A 17,717-nucleotide genomic window follows, 5' to 3' on the forward strand; every position below is an offset into this window, starting at 1 on the left:
ACATGCGCTACATGCGCTGGCTGATGGACAAGGTCTATCCCGCACCGCAACTGTTGAATGAGCTAGGCGTGCCGGCACCGTAGTGCGGCCTGGCTGGCTATCCATTTAAAAGTCTACCGGTAGGCCGTGAAGTACTGTGGCGATGGCACTTCACGGCGCGGTTTTTAGCCTATATCTACCCATTTCATCGATGCTTTATGCCGCGTCGTCGTGCATGACGTGTGCGCTATCACACTGATAATTTCACGCGGAGTTCATGTCAAAAAAGGTCCGATTCAAGCAATGCTGGCATTGAGGTGAAATGCTGGATCGCAGCATTCAAGCTATGGGGTAGCGGAGCTATGCGAAAAGGATCGGAGCGGAGCGTTTGGTTACGGCATCTTGCGGTGGTTGTGGCCTATGTGCTGGGCTATACCCTGCTGCGTCAAATATCTTTTTCGCATTGGTTTCTGCCTTCCGGGTTTCGTCTAAGCCTGCTGTTGCTGGTGCCGCGACGCTATTGGGCGGCACTGGCTGTGGGCGAATGGTTTCCGCTGGCGTATACCAGCTATACCTGCCTCGACGAGCTGGGCCCGATCTGGTCAGCCGTAATGGTCATCCCCCCGATTGCCCTGGCCATGCCTATCGTGCACTGGTGTCGCAAGCGGCTGGTTCTCTTTCCCAGCGGGCATTCCGTCAACATGGGCGGATTCCTATTTTGTACCTTGCTGGTGTCGCTACTGTGGTCCGTGTTGAATTTGATCGCCTACGCCGTGGCACGTTTTCCAGTGGGCTACCGGCCGGACTATGCCGAGTGGGCAGGTCGTTATTTCCTCGGTAACTATCTGGGCATTCTCACCATCACTCCGCTGGTCCTGCTGGTTCGCGAGATTCTGCAGTCCGGCTCGTTGAATCGGTTGCCGAAGCGACTGGCTTCCAGCCGTTTGTTGATCGAGAGTGTGTCTTTGTTGCTGCCAGCCCTGGCGCTGCTTACCTGGCTGGGGGTCAGTACGACCGGCGATGTGCGTCAGGTCGCGCGAATTGCGATGTTTCTCCCGGTGTCATGGCTGGCTCTGCGGCATGGTTGGCGGGGCGCAGCCTTCGGTGGCGCGATGGCGAGTATCGGCATCGTGCTGACCATGCCCGCCTTATACGATCACGCGACCCAGCAAGCGCAGGTGCTTATCGCGTTCACGATTACCACGCTGCTGATGCTGGGGTCGCGGATTGCGGTACTACGCGAAGGAGAGCAGCAAAGTCAGCTCGATGGAAAGCTTGCCTTCGACGTCGCTCAGCGCAGCATGCATTTGAGTGAGCTTCGCCTGCGCCAGACGGCTTACGCGATCGAGAGTATCGGCAGCGCCATACAGCAATCGCACCATCATTTGCTCGGTCAGCTTCGCCGCTTGTTGCCTTCGGCAGAGGAGGAGGGGGGCTATCAGCGACAGGCCAAGGTGATGCAGCAACAGGTGTTTCGCCTGGCCGACAGCATGTACCCGCTGGTCTGGCGCGGCAGGGGCCTGCCTACGGCCTTGCATGAAGGGACTATCGCGCGGGCATTGAGCGAAGCCGGCGTTAGCTATCAATGCGACATCCAGGGGCGCGGCCTGAGCCAGTTGTCGCCGGATGTGCATATCGCGTTGTATCGGATCGCCTGCGAGGCCGTGGTCTATCTATTGGCGCAAAAGAAATGCACCGAGATGACGTTGTGCGTGCGTAGCGGCTTGACTCACGGCCGACGCTGGGCGGTCCTGCGACTGGTCAGCCGGGAAAGCGGCGCGCCTGGCGTTGCCATGGAGTGGCAAGATCTAGTGACCCGTCTCGGTGCCAGCGGCTTAGGGCTGGCGGCTATCGAAGACCGCGCACGTATTTATGGCGGCCAGGTTCATGTGCAGCACACGCTCGGCGGTTTGCAGGTCAGTGCGCTGCTACATGACAGCCAGGCTGGGTAGATCCAGCGGTAGCGACAGGGCTGAAGTATTCGCCCCGGCTACGCTGCTTCATCATGTTTGAGGCAGCACAGCGTTAACGGCGGGCGACGCGCGTTACGAGGGCTTGTGCGTGCTGCATTCCGCCGGCTCACATATATCCCAGATGATCGTGCCGTGGGTGGACAGCGTCACCGTGATCACCACGCTGGTGTCTTGATAAACCACCTCGGTCCAGACGGTGCCGGTAACGATGGATGGAAGCCCGATGGATTGTTGCGGCGTGCTTATCTGCTGCGAGTCGAGACCCATGGGCAATACCAGAAACTGGCCGTTCGCCGAAGCGAATGCTCCGCGCACTGTGCCGTTCAGATCATTGATCTGGATATAACGAATGCCGCCATTCTCAAAAGCGTACACATGCCAGTGCGGGCTTGCGCTGATATCGAAGGTATGCGGCCAAGACTGTCCCAGCCCTGTTTCCGCCGTCGTCTGTGGTTGAGCCCAGGCGTTGCCGAAAATGCTTGCTGCGCTAAACACCGCCATCGGCCATAGCCGCTTTACTGTCGTACGCATTTTAGCCCCCGAGCATAGATGTATTTGAGCGCAGCATAACGCGAAGCAATGTTAAGACCATGTCTTTCCCGGCGCATATCGCGGCCTCTGGAAAGCGGCTTTTACCAGTGTCTGAAACAGCTTCAATCGAGGTTGACGTAGCTTCGCTTGAAGTTCACGGGCTCTTGCAGCGCCGGCACTTTCCATTGCCCGGAGACTGTCAATGTGTGGCCGTCAGGTGATCGAGCCCAGTGCTCGCGGAGTACGGAGCCATCGGCAAACTGTATGGTTACGTTAATGCCGTCAACGTCGATAAGAGCACTGGCCATGCCGCTGCCGTTGAGTGATGGCCGTGCCTGTCCATCCAGTGATGTGTCCAGCAGCTCGCCATTATTAAGCCGGACCTGAAATTTTTTTGGATCCTGCTGCACAAGCAATACCGAGTCGATTTTCAATAACGACGGTAACGGGTATTCATCGCTTAGTTCGGTAGAGCTGCTCGATGCGGCCGAGTTGTCGGCACGCTTGCCATTGCCGCCGTGCTGGCCGCGACCACCTCCGCCACCACCCATGCCACCGCCATGTCCCATCCCGCCACCATGCCGGCCACCGCCTTGGGGATGATCGTTGCCGGATGCCGAGGATGTCGCGGGCGCTGGCTGCAGCTGTGGCGATTGCTCCTTGCGCGCCTCGCTACGCAATAGCCCCATCACCGTGTCGGCGCTATCGCTATTTCTATCGTCAAGCCGCCACGCACCGGCGAAATTGGGTGTTTGAGCCGCATCGGCGTGCGAACGGTGAGATGCGAGTGTGCTCACCAGCACGCATGTCATGGCAACATGAGTGAGCTCTATGGGGCGGCATAGCAAGCTGGCGCCTGATCGATCCGTAATGGTGTGAGTACAAGCTATGACGCATGGGACATGGACTGGTTGACAACCATCGGTCATTTATCGGAGTCCATCGCCGAGTACTGGTGCAGTATGCGCTCGAAACGGCTGACATTTCACGACGGTTATAGCTATCAGCTGATTCGCTAGCTGAAGATCAAGAATGTGCGTTTGGTCTATGCGTCGTCGGAGCCGATCGGCAAATCTGGCGGCGGCGTGGATAACTGAATGTGGGCACGCCACACCAGTGACTTCAGCTATCTGCTCGCCCGGGTATCCATGTCTTTCGGAGTCTCGTAACAGTCCTTGCCTTCGATATAGCCCTGCATGATGGCGACTATCTCCGCCGTGCGTTGTCCGGGTTGTGTGCTCATGCTCTGCCACTTTGTGGAAGGACTGATTGCTGGAAGTGCATGGTGGCGCTATGTTTAGACGCGGAATGAAGCGGACGAAAAATAACTATTTAGGAGCAAGCAGCATGCTTTGGAAGACTTTGATGGCTGCCACTTTTTTGATGCCGTTAGTAGCGGGCTACAACACGGCTTTCGCACAGGCCATTTCGGTTGATGTGCCTAAGATTGTAGAGGCTGCCATGAAGAATCAGTACGGTAATCACTACGACACGAAGCACTCGTGCTGGGAGTTTTCGAGTAAGTCAGAACAAGGGAATGTCGTGGCCTACTGCATGCGGCCCTCTGAACCTGAACTGGTCACTACGGCTGTAGGCGCACAAGTCTATTTTTATGCCGTCAATGCCAATGACATCGATCACGTAGACAAATACTTGTACGCACCGAATGACCCAGGTCTGATGGGTGCATTCAAGATCCAGATCGATGCTAAAGGCGACTGGACTTACGTTGCATTCGACAATGCGATGGCCTATGGCACTAATGGAACCTGTGGATGCAATAAAGCTAAGTTCGTCAAGCTGAGCAACAAAGGTGACTACGGCTGGCTATTTACTAGCGGTGGCGTATGGCAGGGCACGGTGGTCGCCGATTACAGCATTCTTGTAGCCCGAGGCGATGGTTTCGCGGATATCAGCTCGATCCCTGAGATTACGGAAGCCGCTCAAGACATCAAGTACGAAGTCAAAGTGAGTGACGGCGCAACCGGAGATGCAATGTTTCCTTTGCTTGTGACCAAGAAAAAATCAGGGGTCGAGGTTGATAGCTTTCTTGTGAAATACGACAGCAAGAAAAAAGTGTATGCGTTGCCGAAGGGTAAGTAGTATTTGAGTGCCAGCAGACAAATTTAACTATACATAGGGAGCGTGTAATGACTGATGCACTTGATGCGCGTTGGAATGCTGCGAAGCCTGATATTGCCGATGCTGCCGAGAGGGCCGGTGTTGACGCGGGGCTTATGGCTAAAATTGCTGGTTTTGAATCGCAGTACGATTCAACCAATAGACCCATTGCTGGGCACAAGAAGGCTCACCTGAACACCGTTACGCAGTTCGATGGCGTCAAGGCAATGTCTTCAGCTTATGGATATGGCCAGTTCACAAACCAGACTTGGGCTGGGATGGTCCGTGAGTACGGCGAGAAATATGGAGTCAAAGGGGCAAGTGCGCTAACCGATGCCCAGGCAAATACAGCTGAGTATCGTACCGATTCCAGACTCCAGGCAGGAATGCTTGCTGAATTTACTCGGCAGAATGTGGAGAAAGGCGCGAGGCTAGGCGGCCCCGATGCTGATGCGAATGTGTATGCCTTGCACAATCTCGGGGGCTCGGCTGGACCCAAGTTTTTGAACGCACTGAAAGACGACCCTGATCAACGCGTCAGTGCAGTTCTTTCGAAAGATGTGATCGAACGAAACGTGGGGCTTTATGGCGACGGAACTGTGTCGGTCAAGCAGGCTTACGAGAAAATGGGGGAGTTGTTAGGTAAGTACGATAGTTACGCAGCAGATATTTCTGGAAAGACGCAGGGGGTACAACAACCCGCTGCTCAAGCAGCACAGGCTCACAATCCTGTTGCAGCTCCGCACCACCACGTCGAGACCCAACACCACCACGCCGAGGCCCCTCATGTATTGAAGCACGGAGATCGCGGTGATGCGGTTCGTGACCTTCAATCGGGGCTGCATCAACTTGGTTACACAGGCGAGAATGGACGGAAATTACACTCGGACGGCGACTTTGGTTCATCGACAAAAGCGGCGGTGGAAGCTTTTCAGCATGACCAGCATTTGAAAGTGGATGGCGTTGTTGGATCTGCGACGATGAAGTCTATGAAGAACGCACAGCAGCAAGTTCAGGACACGCCTCCACAGACCACTCCATCGCTCCTCGACGACCCAGCGCATGCAGGGCATGCCATGTTCCAGCAGGCCCGAAGCGGTGTGCACCAGTTGGATGCGGAGCAGGGGCGTGTGCCTGACAAACTCAGTGACAACATCGCTGGCGCTTTGACTGCCGCAGCGAAGGCCGGGGGACTCAAACGGATCGATGCGGTTGCACTAAGCGAAGATGGCACGCGTGTATGGGCCGCTCAACACGTGATTCCCGGCGCGCTCAATGCAACAGCTAGTGTGGCCGCTGCACAGGCTGTGAACACACCAATCGAAAAGAGTGCCGCAGTGTTCAATCAAGCAGCACAAGCCCAAGCGCAAGTTCAGCAGACCCAGCAAGTTCAGCAGGTGCAGGGGCAGCAAGGGCCGGGTGGTCCAGCGATACTGCGTTGAGCCCGCGTGACTGCTAGATGTCTCGGTCTCGGAGATGCATTAGTTATTCGTGCCCGATACCAGTGGGGTTCTGCTGGCACTAACCGCAATCCTGACGCTGATGGCGGAGTCGTCTTGTCTTGCCGGAATTCGTGCCGGTTCTGTCGTGGAGCCCTTCATGCACCGACGTGCCAGCGCAGGTGCGTTGCGACTACAGCGAGCTGGTCGAGTCTTTCGCCGTGCCGCATAACCTTATGGCGTTGCGGATATGCGTGAATTGATGTTGGCATCGTCAATGGATTGCTCGACCTTTGATGATCGGAGGCAAGGGAGTAATCTTGCGCGCCACCTTTATATGGAGAGTTGCCGTGCGTTGGATGCCTGCCACCTTGCTTATTGCGCTGTGTGTCGCGGGCTTTGCCCATGCCGGTGGAGCATTGGCTCCAGGCAAGGACGGTGCCGATGTCGCCGCAGGCTCCCCGTTACGTCAGCAGCTCAACACCGCGCTGCATGCGTCCGAGGCCGGCTACGATGGCAAGTATGTTTATAAGGTCATGTGGGCGTCGGATCGTTACGCCTATGCCTGCTATCTGATGCAAGACAAGGACGGCGTGTATTCGCGCACCGACGAATCCATCGATATGTCGCGCCGTATCTTGAAAAAGCAGGGTGGCAACTGGGTGCTGGCAACGCAGATCGATGGCTTTGCCTCGACGAAAGATGCGCCGGAATGCAATCTCGTTTTCGATGGCTCCATCGATAACGAGCTGCTTGAACACGTGATTCGCGCCTATCCGCTGCAGAACTGATGAGTGTCGATGCGCGTCCGCTAGCGATTTTCCTGATGGGACCGACCGCGTCGGGCAAGACCGCATTGGCGTGTGCATTGTCTGAGCGCTTTCCGCTGGGCTTGATCAGCGTCGACTCGGCGCTGGTCTATCGTGGCATGGATATCGGCACCGCCAAGCCCGATGCGGCGACGCTGGCGCGCTACCCTCATGAGCTCATCGACATTCGCGATCCGGCCCAGCCGTATTCGGCGGCGGACTTTCGTACCGATGCTCTCGCGGCGATGGATCGCGTTCATGCCAAGGGGCAGGTGCCGCTGCTTGTCGGTGGCACCGGGCTTTACTTTCGTGCGCTGCAACGTGGGCTCTCTCAATTGCCTGAAGCCGATCCGCTAATCCGCGCCAGGCTGGCCGCCGAGGCGGGGCAGATCGGTTGGGCCGCGATGCACGAGCGCCTAGCGAGGCTTGATCCGGTCGCCGCGGCGCGCATCCGGCCGGCGGATGTCCAGCGTCTACAGCGCGCCCTGGAGGTGATCGAGCTGACCGGTCGCCCCTTGAGCGAGCAACAACAAGGCGGCAGCGGCGAGCGTTTCCCCTGGCGGGTGCTCAAGCTGGCGCTGTTACCCAGCGAGCGGGGGCCTTTGCACGAACGCATCGCGCGTCGATTCGACAATATGCTGGCAGAGGGTTTCCTGGAGGAGGTGCGTGCCTTGCGCCAGCGGGATGATTTGCATGCCGACCTGCCGGCGATTCGCGCGGTGGGTTATCGCCAGGCCTGGGAGCATCTGGACGGCCTGGTCGATGCCGCCACCTTTCGTGACAAAGGGGTATTTGCCACGAGGCAGTTGGCCAAACGGCAAATCACCTGGCTGCGCAGTGAGTTGGATGCCCGCGCGTTCGATCCCGAACGGGCGGATTTGCCCGGGCGGGCGCAGGATGCCTTGCGATTGTTCCTGGGCATCCCCACGTAGCATGGCGAGGTTATTTACTGTCAGTGTTACGTGAAATGCATTTTGGCTCGGCGAAAGAGCGAAAGTGCTCTTTCATCAAGAATTTAAAAGCGGTTAATATTCCTTCGCCTTGGGTCGGGGCGCGTTGCGCGTCTTTTATCTGACCCGTTCGCTGCGAGGGGAGAACAACAAATGTCCAAAGGGCAGTCATTGCAAGATCCATTTCTTAACGCACTGCGTCGCGAGCGCGTCCCGGTTGCCATCTATCTGGTCAACGGCATCAAGCTGCAGGGGACGATCGAATCGTTCGACCAGTTTGTCGTGTTGTTGCGCAACCAGGTAAGCCAGATGGTTTACAAACACGCTATTTCCACCGTGGTACCCAGCCGTAACGTTCGCGTCGGCAATGGCCACGATGGCCATACGGAAGCTACGGTCGCCCCCGCTGAGGCGGAAGGCTGAGCCACGTGAGGTTGATCCACTCTGTTTGATCGTCAGAAGAAAGGCGAACGTGCCGTACTCGTCCTGCCGCATTCACGCGGCGAGGGCGATGCGGCGCGCCGAGCCGAAGAGTTCGTTGAACTAGCCAAGTCGGCCGGCGCCGAGGTTCTGGGCAGTATTCCTGCTCGCGTCGAAGACCCCAATCCACGCTATTACATCGGTACCGGCAAGGCCGACGAGGTTGCTGAGGCCGCGCGTGCGCTGGAGGCCGATGTGGTGCTGGTCGACCACCTGCTGACCCCGGTGCAAGAGCGCAACCTGGAGAAGTTGCTGAATATCCGGGTCGTCGATCGGGCTGGGCTGATTCTGGATATCTTCGCCCAGCGAGCCCGCTCGCACGAAGGCAAGCTGGAAGTGGAGCTGGCCCAGCTCAAGCACATCGCTACCCGGCTGGTGCGTGGCTGGACCCATCTGGATGCCCAGCGCGGCGGTGCCATCGGCAACCGCGGCCCTGGTGAAACCCAGCTCGAGCTGGATCGCCGCTTACTCGCCGAGCGGGTCAAGATGCTGACCAAGCGGCTGGAGAAAGTGCAAACCCAGCGTGGTCAACAGCGGCGCTCGCGCATGCGCAATACCGTGCCCAGGGTGGCCCTGGTGGGCTACACCAATGCCGGTAAATCCACCTTATTCAATGCGCTGACCACGGGCGAGGTCTATGCCGCCGATCAGTTATTTGCCACGCTCGATCCCACCGTGCGCAAGCTGGAGGATCTCAGCTGCGGGCCGGCGGTGCTGGCCGATACCGTCGGTTTTATCCGCGACCTGCCGCACGATCTGGTGGCGGCCTTCCGCGGCACCTTGATCGAGGCCCGTGATGCCGACCTGCTACTGCATGTCTGCGACGCGGCCGACGACGAGCGCGAACGCCTGCACCGCGTAGTCGATAAGGTGCTGGAAGAGATCGACGCCGGCGACTTGCCGCAGCTGCTGATCATGAACAAGATCGACCTGGCGGGCACCGAGCCGCGTATCGACCGCGATGCCGAGGGCCGGCCGCAGAAGGTGTGGCTATCTGCCGCACGTGGCCTGGGTATCGACTTGCTGCGCCAGGCGCTGGGCGAATTGCTGGGCGGCGACCGGGTTCAATCCCCCTTGCATTTGCCGTTGTCGGCGGGCCGTTTGCATGCCCGGCTCAAGGCGGCAGGCGCGATTGTCGGCGAGGCGGTGGATGAGCATGGCTGGCGGCTGGATATCGATGCCCCGCGTAGCGTCATCGCCCCGCTAAGCGGTGGCAACGCGGCCGAGGCCGAGCTACTGCGCGAATTGCTCGGACCGGTCGAGTAGTTGGCCCAAGCCGCCCCGCGCGTCACCGGAGTTGAGCCGCTTGCTGATCAGCTCTGCTAGAATCACCGATGTTTGTGCGGGCAACTGCGTTAGCAGGGCGCCCTTGCCAGACATGTGACACGACACCATGTGATATCCCGTTCAACGCATCCCCGGCCGATGTTGCCGGCCTCCCTGCGGCCTCAAGGAGACTGACCATGGCCTGGAACGAACCCGGTAATAACGGGCAGCGCGACCCCTGGAACAAACAACGCCAGAACAGCGGCAAGCCAAACCTCGATGACCTGCTCAAGCAGCTCAAGGACCGCCTGGGCAAGTTTGGCGGTGGTTCCGGCAGCCTCTTCACCATCGTGCTGGCCTTGTTGCTGGCCTGGTTGCTGCTAAGCAGCTACACCATTGTCGATGCCCGCCAATCCGGCGTTGTGCTGCGCTTTGGTCAATATGCGCGCACCCTGGGGCCTGGTTTTCACTTCAAGCTGCCGCGGCCGATCGAGACGGTGAACAAGATCGGTACCACCGAGATCCGTTCGGTCTCCGACAAGGTGAGCATGTTGACCAGCGACGAGAACATCATCGCGGTCGATTTCAACGTGCAATACCAGGTTTCCGACGCACGCAAATTCCTGTTCTCCACCCGTGACCCCGAAGACACCTTGAAGCAGGCGGCCGAAGCCGCGGTGCGTACGGTGGTCGGCGCCAACGTGATGGACAACATCCTGACCAGCCCGGGCGAGCAGGCGGCTGTCGTGGTGCCGGCTACGGCGAGCACGGCGGCTGCACCAGCCGTCGCTGCGTTGCCGGCGGCAGCCGTGCCGGCGCAGACCCGCGACACCCTGCAACAGCAAACCCGCGAAATTCTGCAAGCCACGCTCGATGGCTACGATTCTGGCCTGATGGTCACCGACGTCAGCTTCCAGAACGTGGCGCCGCCGCAAGACGTGAAAGACGCCTTTGACGACGTCAACTCCGCTCGCGAAGACAAGCAGGGCACCGAGAACAAGGCGCGTGCCTATGCCAGCCAGGTGGTGCCGGTCGCCCGTGGTGAAGCCGCGCGCATTTCGGCCCAGGCCCAGGGCTACAGCGCTGAGCGCGTGGCCCGTGCTAACGGCGATGCCGCGCGTTTCGATCTCATCCTCAAGGAATACCGCGCCGCGCCCGAGGTTACCCGCCGTCGTTTATGGCTGGAGACCGTCGAAGACGTGATGTCGAACAATCCCAAAGTGCTCGATGGCAGTGGCGGCCGCAACATGATTTACCTGCCGCTCGATCGTGTCGGTACGGCCAAAGATCTGCCCGGTGTCACCATGCAGGCGGCGCCCGGCACGGATGCCGCCATCGGCAAGGATAAATAGCCATGAAGTACATCTCCGGTATTCTCGTCGTGCTGGCCGTGTTGCTCGGCTATAACAGCATGTTCATCGTCCACGAAGGCGAAACCGCCTTGGTGATGCAGTTTGGCAAAATCGTGCGTACCGGTGACAAACCCGGCCTGCATTTCAAACTGCCGCTGATCCAGCAGGCTCAACTGTTCGACAACCGCATCCTGACTCTCGAAGCCCAGCCGGAGCGTTATTTCAGCTCCGAGAAAAAGAGCGTCGACGTCGACTTCTACGTGAAGTGGCGCAGTGCCGACAACGCCGCTTATTACCGCGCCACCGCCGGCACCGAGTTGAACGCCGCCAATCGCCTGACCCCGATCGTCAAAGATGCCCTGCGGTTCGAATTCAATGCGCGCACCCTGCAAGAACTGATTGCCGGTGGCCGCAAAGACATCACCGAGCGCGTGCGCAAGCAAACCGATGCGGCCGCCCGCAAGAGCCTGGGTATTACCGTGGTCGACGTACGCATCAAGCGTATCGACCTGCCCAAGGAAGTGAGCGAGTCGGTTTACAAGCGCATGCGTTCCGAGCGCCTGCAATTGGCCAACGAGTTGCGCTCCACCGGTCAGCAGGCTGCCGAAACCATCCAGGCCGATGCCGATCGCCAGCGTACCGTGCTGATCGCCGATGCCGAACGCGATGCCGCCAAGGTGCGCGGTGAGGGCGATGCCCAGGCGGCGGCGATCTACGCCCAGGCCTACGGGCAAGATCCCGAATTCTTCGCTTTCTATCGCAGCCAGTCGGCGTACAAAAAGTCGTTCGAGGACGGCAAGGGTGTGCTAGTACTCAAGCCCGATTCCGAATTCCTGCGCTACTTCAACGACAGCGCCGGCAAGCGATAAACAAGATTCACCTCTTAACCCTGTGCGCAGGGTTAAGGAAAAAACCGATGGACGCCTTCCCCTGCCGGCAGAGGGAGGCTGGGAGGGGGTGACAGGCTTGCCTCTCCCCAACGCTTCCTGGCCAAGCCGGGGAGAGAGCCCGTCAAAACGCATTTAAATACACGAGACAACATCATGGGTAAGTCAGTCGTAATTCTCGGCGCGCAATGGGGCGACGAAGGCAAGGGCAAGATCGTCGATCTGCTGACCGAGCGTGTCGGCGCGGTAGCCCGTTTCCAGGGTGGCCATAACGCCGGCCACACCCTGGTCATCAAGGGCAAAAAGACCGTGTTGCACCTGATTCCGTCAGGCATCCTGCGCGACGACGCGCTGTGCCTGATCGGCAACGGCGTGGTGTTGTCGCCAGCCGCGTTGATGCAGGAAATCGCCGAGCTTGAAGGCAACGGCGTCGACGTGCGCCCGCGCCTGAAGATCAGCCCGGCTACGCCGCTGATCATGCCGTACCACATCGCTGTCGATAAGGCGCGCGAAATCGCTGCCGGCGGCAAGGCCATTGGCACTACCGGTCGTGGCATTGGCCCGGCTTACGAAGACAAGGTTGCCCGCCGCGGTATTCGTGTGGCCGACCTGATGTACCCGCATGAGCTGCCGGCGCAGCTCAAAGAAGTGGTCGAGTATCACAACTTCGTGCTGACCCAGTGGCTGAAGGCCGCGCCGGTCGACTACCAGCAGGTGCTCGACGAGGCACTGACCTGGGGCGAGTACCTGCGCCCGATGGTCGACGACGTCGCCACCATCCTGCACGACATCCGTAAAGACGGCGGCAATATCCTGTTCGAGGGTGCGCAAGGCGCGCTGCTCGATATCGATCATGGCACCTATCCCTACGTCACCTCGTCCAACACCACCGTTGGCGGCGCACTTGCCGGCACCGGCGTGGGCGCCGGTGATATCGACTATGTGCTCGGCATCTGCAAAGCCTACGCCACCCGCGTCGGCGGCGGCCCGTTCCCCACCGAACTCAACGACGAGATGGGTGAGCTGCTGCGCAAGAAAGGCAATGAGTACGGCGCCAGCACCGGCCGTCCGCGCCGTTGCGGCTGGATCGACCTCGTCGCCCTCAAGCGTGCGGTGCAGATCAACGGCATCAGCGGCCTGGCCATCACCAAGCTCGACGTGCTCGACGGCCTCTCCACCATCAAGGTCTGCATCGCTTACGAATACCGCGGCAAGCGTCGCGAGCTGGCGCCGCTGGACGCCGATGGCTGGGCCGAGTGCAAGCCGGTCTACCTCGAATTCCCGGGTTGGGAAGAATCCACCGCCGGCATCCGCGACTGGAACAAACTGCCACCCGCAGCGCGTGCCTATCTGCGCGCGGTCGAAGAGCTGTCGGGTTGCCGCCTGGCGCTGGTCGCCACCGGTGCCGATCGCGAAGACACCATCGTGCTGGACGATCCGTTCGCCTGAGCGATGCTGATCCACGCATGACAAAAAAGGCCCGCGAGGGCCTTTTTTGTTTGCTGCATTTCTGCGAGATCGGCACCGCAATTCAGCACTGTGCCAGCGACGTCAGTCATTGCGACATCTATTCGCTGCCGCAATACGCAGTCGCCATACGGATGCGCGATGGAAGGTCGCCTGGATCGATGGATGCCGGACTGGCTTCGTCAGGTGTCAGTGCTGTGTATCCAATGGCGCGGGTGGTGTCTTCGGCGCGGTGACGCTTTGCAAAGAGCCCACGGTGACGATGCCTCGCCACTCGGCATCGCGCGCCTGGAAGTATTTATTGGGCTTGGAGGTGGGGTCGCCCATGGGATAGTCGCAGCCGGGAAGGGGGGCGCCTCCTATCGAACGGGTGGCGCATGCCGTTGTGTCGCCGGTACCGTAAGGTTTACCCGGCTTGAAACTTTGAATACGGCCGCTGCTGTAGCCAAGGTGTGATTCGGTGCCTTGCAGCATGTTTTGCCCGAGTTGCGTCACCATGCGCGGCTTGGCTACAGCGTCCCCATATTCGAGCGATAGTTTTTCAACCATGGTCCTGGCCTGCTCGCGCTGCTCCGCATCGAGTTGCGCCCAGACCGTGTCGCGAGTAACGAGAAAGCTGGGGTAGTTGCGCTCGGCGGCAAGCGCCAGCCATGCATAAGCGGTGACGGGATCTTTCCGAACGCCTTCGCCGTTGAGATACAGCAAACCGATGCATAGCTGCGAAAGCTTGTCCGCATAGCGGGCTCCAAGCAGAAAATACTTCATCGCCTCGGCGTAATCGCCTTTCGCATAGCGCTGGATGCCCTCGAACTCGCCTTCGATGTCAGGGTGGCCCCAGGTCGAGCTGTTGCTCATGGCTCTGAGCAAATCGCGCGATGCCTTGTCCTGGAATGGGGCAGGGTTCGTAACGTCGGAACCTGCGTGGGCTGCGCTCATGGCCAGCACGCAGGCGAACAAGCAGGTGAGACCACGGTAGATCCTTCTCATGACCGCCTCTCGCATTGGGCAGTGAAAAGATTCGCTACAACCTGGCGCCATACACAGCCAGGCATGGCCGCGGCAGTGTACTCAAATTCCATAAGAAAGACCTTATCTGGCGCGAAGCGGCGAGATCACTCCGAGTGGCCGGGATCTAGCAAAAACTCAGTTGCCACGGCATCGATCCCATGCGTATAGGCGACGGCAATATCCGCGCTCGACCGGGCATGTCACCGCCAGCGAACAGGGCGCCAAGCCGATCGCAACGTGTTTAGGCGTTGAACGGGTTATTCGGTCAGCTCTCGGTTTTTCCGAAACCCGCACAGATGGTCAAGGCCGGTCAGTGCTGGAAGCCAGTGCTACAGGGTCGAGTCATGGGTCGAGTGTTTTATCGGCGTATGACCATGCGCACATCAACATGCGCTGTATCGGTTCATCGCCTGTGCCATGAATCGGCTATCGGTGGCCGGTCGTTGATCGGTGCGTTTGGCCGCCTATTTCGTACGCACCCGGCGATAAGTCGCTGGCGGCAGGCCGGACCATTTGGAAAAGGCCTTGGTAAAGGTGGTGCGGTCAGCGAAGCCCAGCTTGGCGGCGATGGCGTCGATGTCGAGATCACGGTCCGCCAGCATGGTTTTGGCGAGATGGAAACGCGTCTGCGACTGGATCGCCGCAAACGAAGTGTCGGCCTGCCTGAGTTTGCGCTGCAAGGTACGCGGCCCGATGCTGAGTCGCCTGGAGGCTTCTTCCATCGTGATGGCGGGGGTGTGCCTGAGCAAGGTGGACAGCATGGTTTCCAGGCCGTTGGCGTCTTGCCATTGCTTTAGGCGCAGTTCCAGCAGCAATTGCATTTTTGCGTGCAGGGCGGGTGACCCGCTGGGCAACGGTCGGTCGAGCAACATTGCATCGTAGCGGGCGATGTCATGACTGGCGCCGAAACTTGGCCGTGAGCCGAACTGCTTTTCATAGTTGGCCAGTGTTGTCATCGGCGGGTGTCGGAAAGCGATGTCGGGGCGCACCTGTGGCCCCAGTAATTGGGTCAGCACCCGGTGGAGTACTACGTGGATAGTCTCGACCAAGCCGGGTGAGTCGATCATCGCCTCGTCGTTGCGCAGCTCGAAAGAAATCGTGAAGCGGTCGCCGTCGAGTTCGTGCTTCGAGGTGATGCCGGGATGGACGAAATACGGCAGAAAGTCGAGCATCCACAAGGCTTCGCGCAGTGAGCTGCTGGTCGCCAGAAAGGTCTGAATTTCGGGCGTGTGCTCAAAGCCGTAATGTTCGCCGAGCACGAAGGGGTAATGCGCCCGGGTCGAGCGCCGCATGCTCAGGTCGATCAAGGCTGAGATGACACCGAGATCGGCATGCGCGTTGCCGTCCGGCAGGTCGGCCAGGTGGATGCCGGTCTCTGCCAGTACCGATTCGATGTCGAAGCCGCAAAGCGTGGCGACTCGCGCCAATAGCGATACATCGCGAAAAGAAATCGTTGGCGGCTGACGGCTGCCGTCGTCAGTACGTGCATTGCCGGCGTTCAATGTCACCAGTCACCCTCCACGGCTTAACGGCGACGGACTATAGCGAATGTCGCGTAAAGCCACGTATTGGCGTCGTGCGGCATAGTCGCGCGCCGGCTTCGTTCCTACTATGTGGCACGGCTTGAGTGGGAAGCGCGTCATGAATCGTGCCATCAGCTATAGCGAAACCATCGTCGCCCGCGAACATCTGGATTTCGGTCTGGACTCGACGGTACCCAAGTGCTGGTACGACAGCCATGTGTACAAATCGCGCTACATGGATGCGTTGCAGCTGAGTTTTCCGGATGGTGAACGCTATTTCATCACCAGCGTGCGGGCGTTCCGCGACAAGATCGTCGATCCCGCGTTGCTAGTGGCGGTGCGCGACTTTATCCGCCAGGAAGGTCAGCACGGCATGGCGCACACACGCTATAACGAATTGCTGAAATTGCAGGGTCAGCCGGTCGATGCCTTGCAGGCCTGGTTCAAGGCGATATTGGACGAGCGTACACGCCGTTACTCGGCGGAGTACAACATCGCGCTGACCGCCAGCGCCGAGCATTTCACCGCGATGCTGGCGGACGCGTTGTTCTCCAAGGTGTCGACCACGCAAGGGATGGACCCGCGCATACGCAATCTATTGGCCTGGCATGCGATCGAGGAGATGGAGCATAAGTCGGTCGCCTTCGATGTGATGTGCAAGGTGGCCGGGGTCGGTTACTGGCTGCGCATTGGCGCGATGTTGATGAGCATCAAACACATCCTGGTGATCTCCTATACGCTGACCGATCGGATGTTGGCGGCCGATGGTTATTCGTATTGGCGTCGACGCTGGCTGCATGGTCGAAACTTGCTCTGGGTGCATGGCCCCAGAAAGGGGTTATTCGGCGCGTTGATGCCCAAGCTGCTGAGCTACTTCAAGCCCGGCTTCCATCCGAATGACTTGCCGGTTATCCACAATTATCGCGATTGGCTGACCGCCTACGAGAGCAGCGGCGATCCAGCGCTTGCTTGTGAGGCTTTGCTCGCCGCTGCCCACCGCTGATGAGCGCTGGATGTGTCGAATCGATCGACGCCGTAACGGTCGCGGCGTCGATGGTGGTCGGCTGCTATCGCCAGACATCGAACGCGCTTCAGTCGGCTTGCTGACCCTGCAATTCGGCTAGCTGCAGGCGTAGCGCTTCATTTTCAGCCGTCAACTCGGCCACGCGCTGACGCAAGGTCTGCAACTCTTCACTCTCCGTGGCGGCTTCGACCGCTTCAGGTTCTTTGCGGGGTTTGCGCTTGGATTCGCGCACGCGCTTGGCGGCCTGCTTGAGTTCGTCGCCGCCGGCAATCGCAGCGGCGCGCTGTTCCTCGGCTGGCAGGCTTGCGACGGCGGCAGCGGCATTGATCGAGATGGTGCCGGACTTCACCGCGGCGACGACTTCCGGCTCGGCCTGTTTCTGGATCTTTTCGATCAGCACGACCTGGCTGCTGCTCAGGCGCGCTTCGCGGGCGATGGCTTCGCGGCTTTTCAGTGGTGTGGCTTGCGGCAGCTCGGCGGCTGCGATTTCGGCCGTAGCAGGGTTATCCACCGCTGCATCCGCAGTTACCGGCGCCATCGCTGATTCGCTGTCGGCCACCGGCACACGGATTTGTCGTTCGGCGAGAATCTCGCGCTTGCGCAGGGCCAGTACGCCGCGCTGGAAATCCGACACGCTGCGCCGGCCCAGATGCTGATTGATCATCCACAAATGCACGTCTTCGATGCTGCGGAAGTGCGTGTTTTGCACGGTATTGAACGGCAGGTCGTGTTTGCGGCAAATGCCGTAGCGATTGTGGCCGTCGACCAGGATGTTGTCCCACAGCACCAGCGCATCGCGGCAACCTTCGGCGAGAATGCTGCGCTCCAACGCCTCGTGTTCATCCGCCGTCATCGGGTCGATATAGGCTTTGAGTTCTTCGTTGACGACAATGTCCATGGCGGGGTTC

Annotated in this window: 16 protein-coding genes; 11 read left to right on the forward strand and 5 right to left on the reverse strand. The window is 59.5% G+C overall.

All coding sequences use genetic code 11. The annotated features are described in order from the left end of the window. The first annotated feature begins 386 nt into the window (after positions 1-386). Complete coding sequence (locus OUZ52_RS11880) at positions 387-1,931, forward strand: MASE1 domain-containing protein (protein ID WP_266158613.1); 1,545 nt, start codon at positions 387-389, stop codon at positions 1,929-1,931. Positions 1,932-2,024: 93 nt separating this feature from the next. Here OUZ52_RS11880 and OUZ52_RS11885 read toward each other — a convergent pair whose 3' ends face one another. Further along, entirely contained in the window at positions 2,025-2,483 is a 459-nt protein-coding gene (locus OUZ52_RS11885; RefSeq protein WP_266158615.1) for a hypothetical protein, read from the reverse strand. A gap of 122 nt (positions 2,484-2,605) precedes the next feature. Further along, positions 2,606-3,280 carry a hypothetical protein gene (locus tag OUZ52_RS11890; protein WP_266158616.1) on the reverse strand — a complete coding sequence of 225 codons (675 nt, stop codon included), beginning with the start codon at positions 3,278-3,280 and terminating at the stop codon, positions 2,606-2,608. Between the two features lie 550 nt (positions 3,281-3,830). On the opposite strand from OUZ52_RS11890, the gene OUZ52_RS11895 reads away from it, so the two are divergent. From OUZ52_RS11895 to OUZ52_RS11935, 9 genes are all read left to right on the forward strand, one after another. Next, a complete protein-coding gene (locus OUZ52_RS11895; protein ID WP_266158617.1) occupies positions 3,831-4,586 on the forward strand; it encodes a hypothetical protein in 756 nt (251 codons plus the stop codon). A 47-nt stretch (positions 4,587-4,633) separates the two neighbouring features. After that, on the forward strand, positions 4,634-6,046 hold the full coding sequence (locus OUZ52_RS11900; RefSeq protein WP_266158618.1) for a peptidoglycan-binding domain-containing protein: 1,413 nt from the start codon (positions 4,634-4,636) through the stop codon (positions 6,044-6,046). A 347-nt stretch (positions 6,047-6,393) separates the two neighbouring features. After that, on the forward strand, positions 6,394-6,834 hold the full coding sequence (locus OUZ52_RS11905) for a hypothetical protein (protein ID WP_266158619.1): 441 nt from the start codon (positions 6,394-6,396) through the stop codon (positions 6,832-6,834). Next, positions 6,834-7,784, forward strand: a complete 951-nt coding sequence (miaA, locus tag OUZ52_RS11910; RefSeq protein WP_266158620.1) for a tRNA (adenosine(37)-N6)-dimethylallyltransferase MiaA — start codon at positions 6,834-6,836, stop codon at positions 7,782-7,784. Before OUZ52_RS11905 ends, miaA begins: the two co-directional genes overlap by 1 nt. Before the next feature lie 171 nt (positions 7,785-7,955). Next, entirely contained in the window at positions 7,956-8,225 is a 270-nt protein-coding gene (gene hfq, locus OUZ52_RS11915) for an RNA chaperone Hfq (RefSeq protein ID WP_266158621.1), read from the forward strand. A gap of 21 nt (positions 8,226-8,246) precedes the next feature. Next, complete coding sequence (gene hflX, locus OUZ52_RS11920) at positions 8,247-9,548, forward strand: ribosome rescue GTPase HflX (protein ID WP_266158638.1); 1,302 nt, start codon at positions 8,247-8,249, stop codon at positions 9,546-9,548. 197 nt (positions 9,549-9,745) lie between these two features. After that, complete coding sequence (hflK, locus tag OUZ52_RS11925; protein WP_266158622.1) at positions 9,746-10,900, forward strand: FtsH protease activity modulator HflK; 1,155 nt, start codon at positions 9,746-9,748, stop codon at positions 10,898-10,900. Positions 10,901-10,902: 2 nt separating this feature from the next. Next, on the forward strand, positions 10,903-11,769 hold the full coding sequence (hflC, locus tag OUZ52_RS11930) for a protease modulator HflC (RefSeq protein WP_266158623.1): 867 nt from the start codon (positions 10,903-10,905) through the stop codon (positions 11,767-11,769). 174 nt (positions 11,770-11,943) lie between these two features. Further along, on the forward strand, positions 11,944-13,236 hold the full coding sequence (locus tag OUZ52_RS11935; protein WP_266158624.1) for an adenylosuccinate synthase: 1,293 nt from the start codon (positions 11,944-11,946) through the stop codon (positions 13,234-13,236). 207 nt (positions 13,237-13,443) lie between these two features. On the opposite strand, the gene OUZ52_RS11940 is transcribed toward OUZ52_RS11935, so the two are convergent. After that, positions 13,444-14,109, reverse strand: coding sequence for a tetratricopeptide repeat protein (locus tag OUZ52_RS11940; protein WP_266158625.1), 666 nt, complete (start codon positions 14,107-14,109; stop codon positions 13,444-13,446). Positions 14,110-14,726: 617 nt separating this feature from the next. Beyond that, complete coding sequence (locus OUZ52_RS11945; RefSeq protein WP_266158626.1) at positions 14,727-15,770, reverse strand: AraC family transcriptional regulator; 1,044 nt, start codon at positions 15,768-15,770, stop codon at positions 14,727-14,729. Between the two features lie 133 nt (positions 15,771-15,903). Here OUZ52_RS11945 and OUZ52_RS11950 point away from each other — a divergent pair, with 133 nt between their 5' ends. After that, positions 15,904-16,788: a metal-dependent hydrolase gene (locus OUZ52_RS11950; RefSeq protein ID WP_266158627.1), complete on the forward strand. Its 885-nt coding sequence runs from the start codon at positions 15,904-15,906 to the stop codon at positions 16,786-16,788. A gap of 88 nt (positions 16,789-16,876) precedes the next feature. On the opposite strand, the gene OUZ52_RS11955 is transcribed toward OUZ52_RS11950, so the two are convergent. After that, complete coding sequence (locus OUZ52_RS11955) at positions 16,877-17,707, reverse strand: plasmid replication/partition related protein (RefSeq protein ID WP_266158628.1); 831 nt, start codon at positions 17,705-17,707, stop codon at positions 16,877-16,879. Positions 17,708-17,717 lie beyond the last annotated feature (10 nt).

It is taken from the genome of Dyella silvatica (assembly GCF_026283955.1).
Lineage (GTDB): Bacteria > Pseudomonadota > Gammaproteobacteria > Xanthomonadales > Rhodanobacteraceae > Dyella_C > Dyella_C silvatica.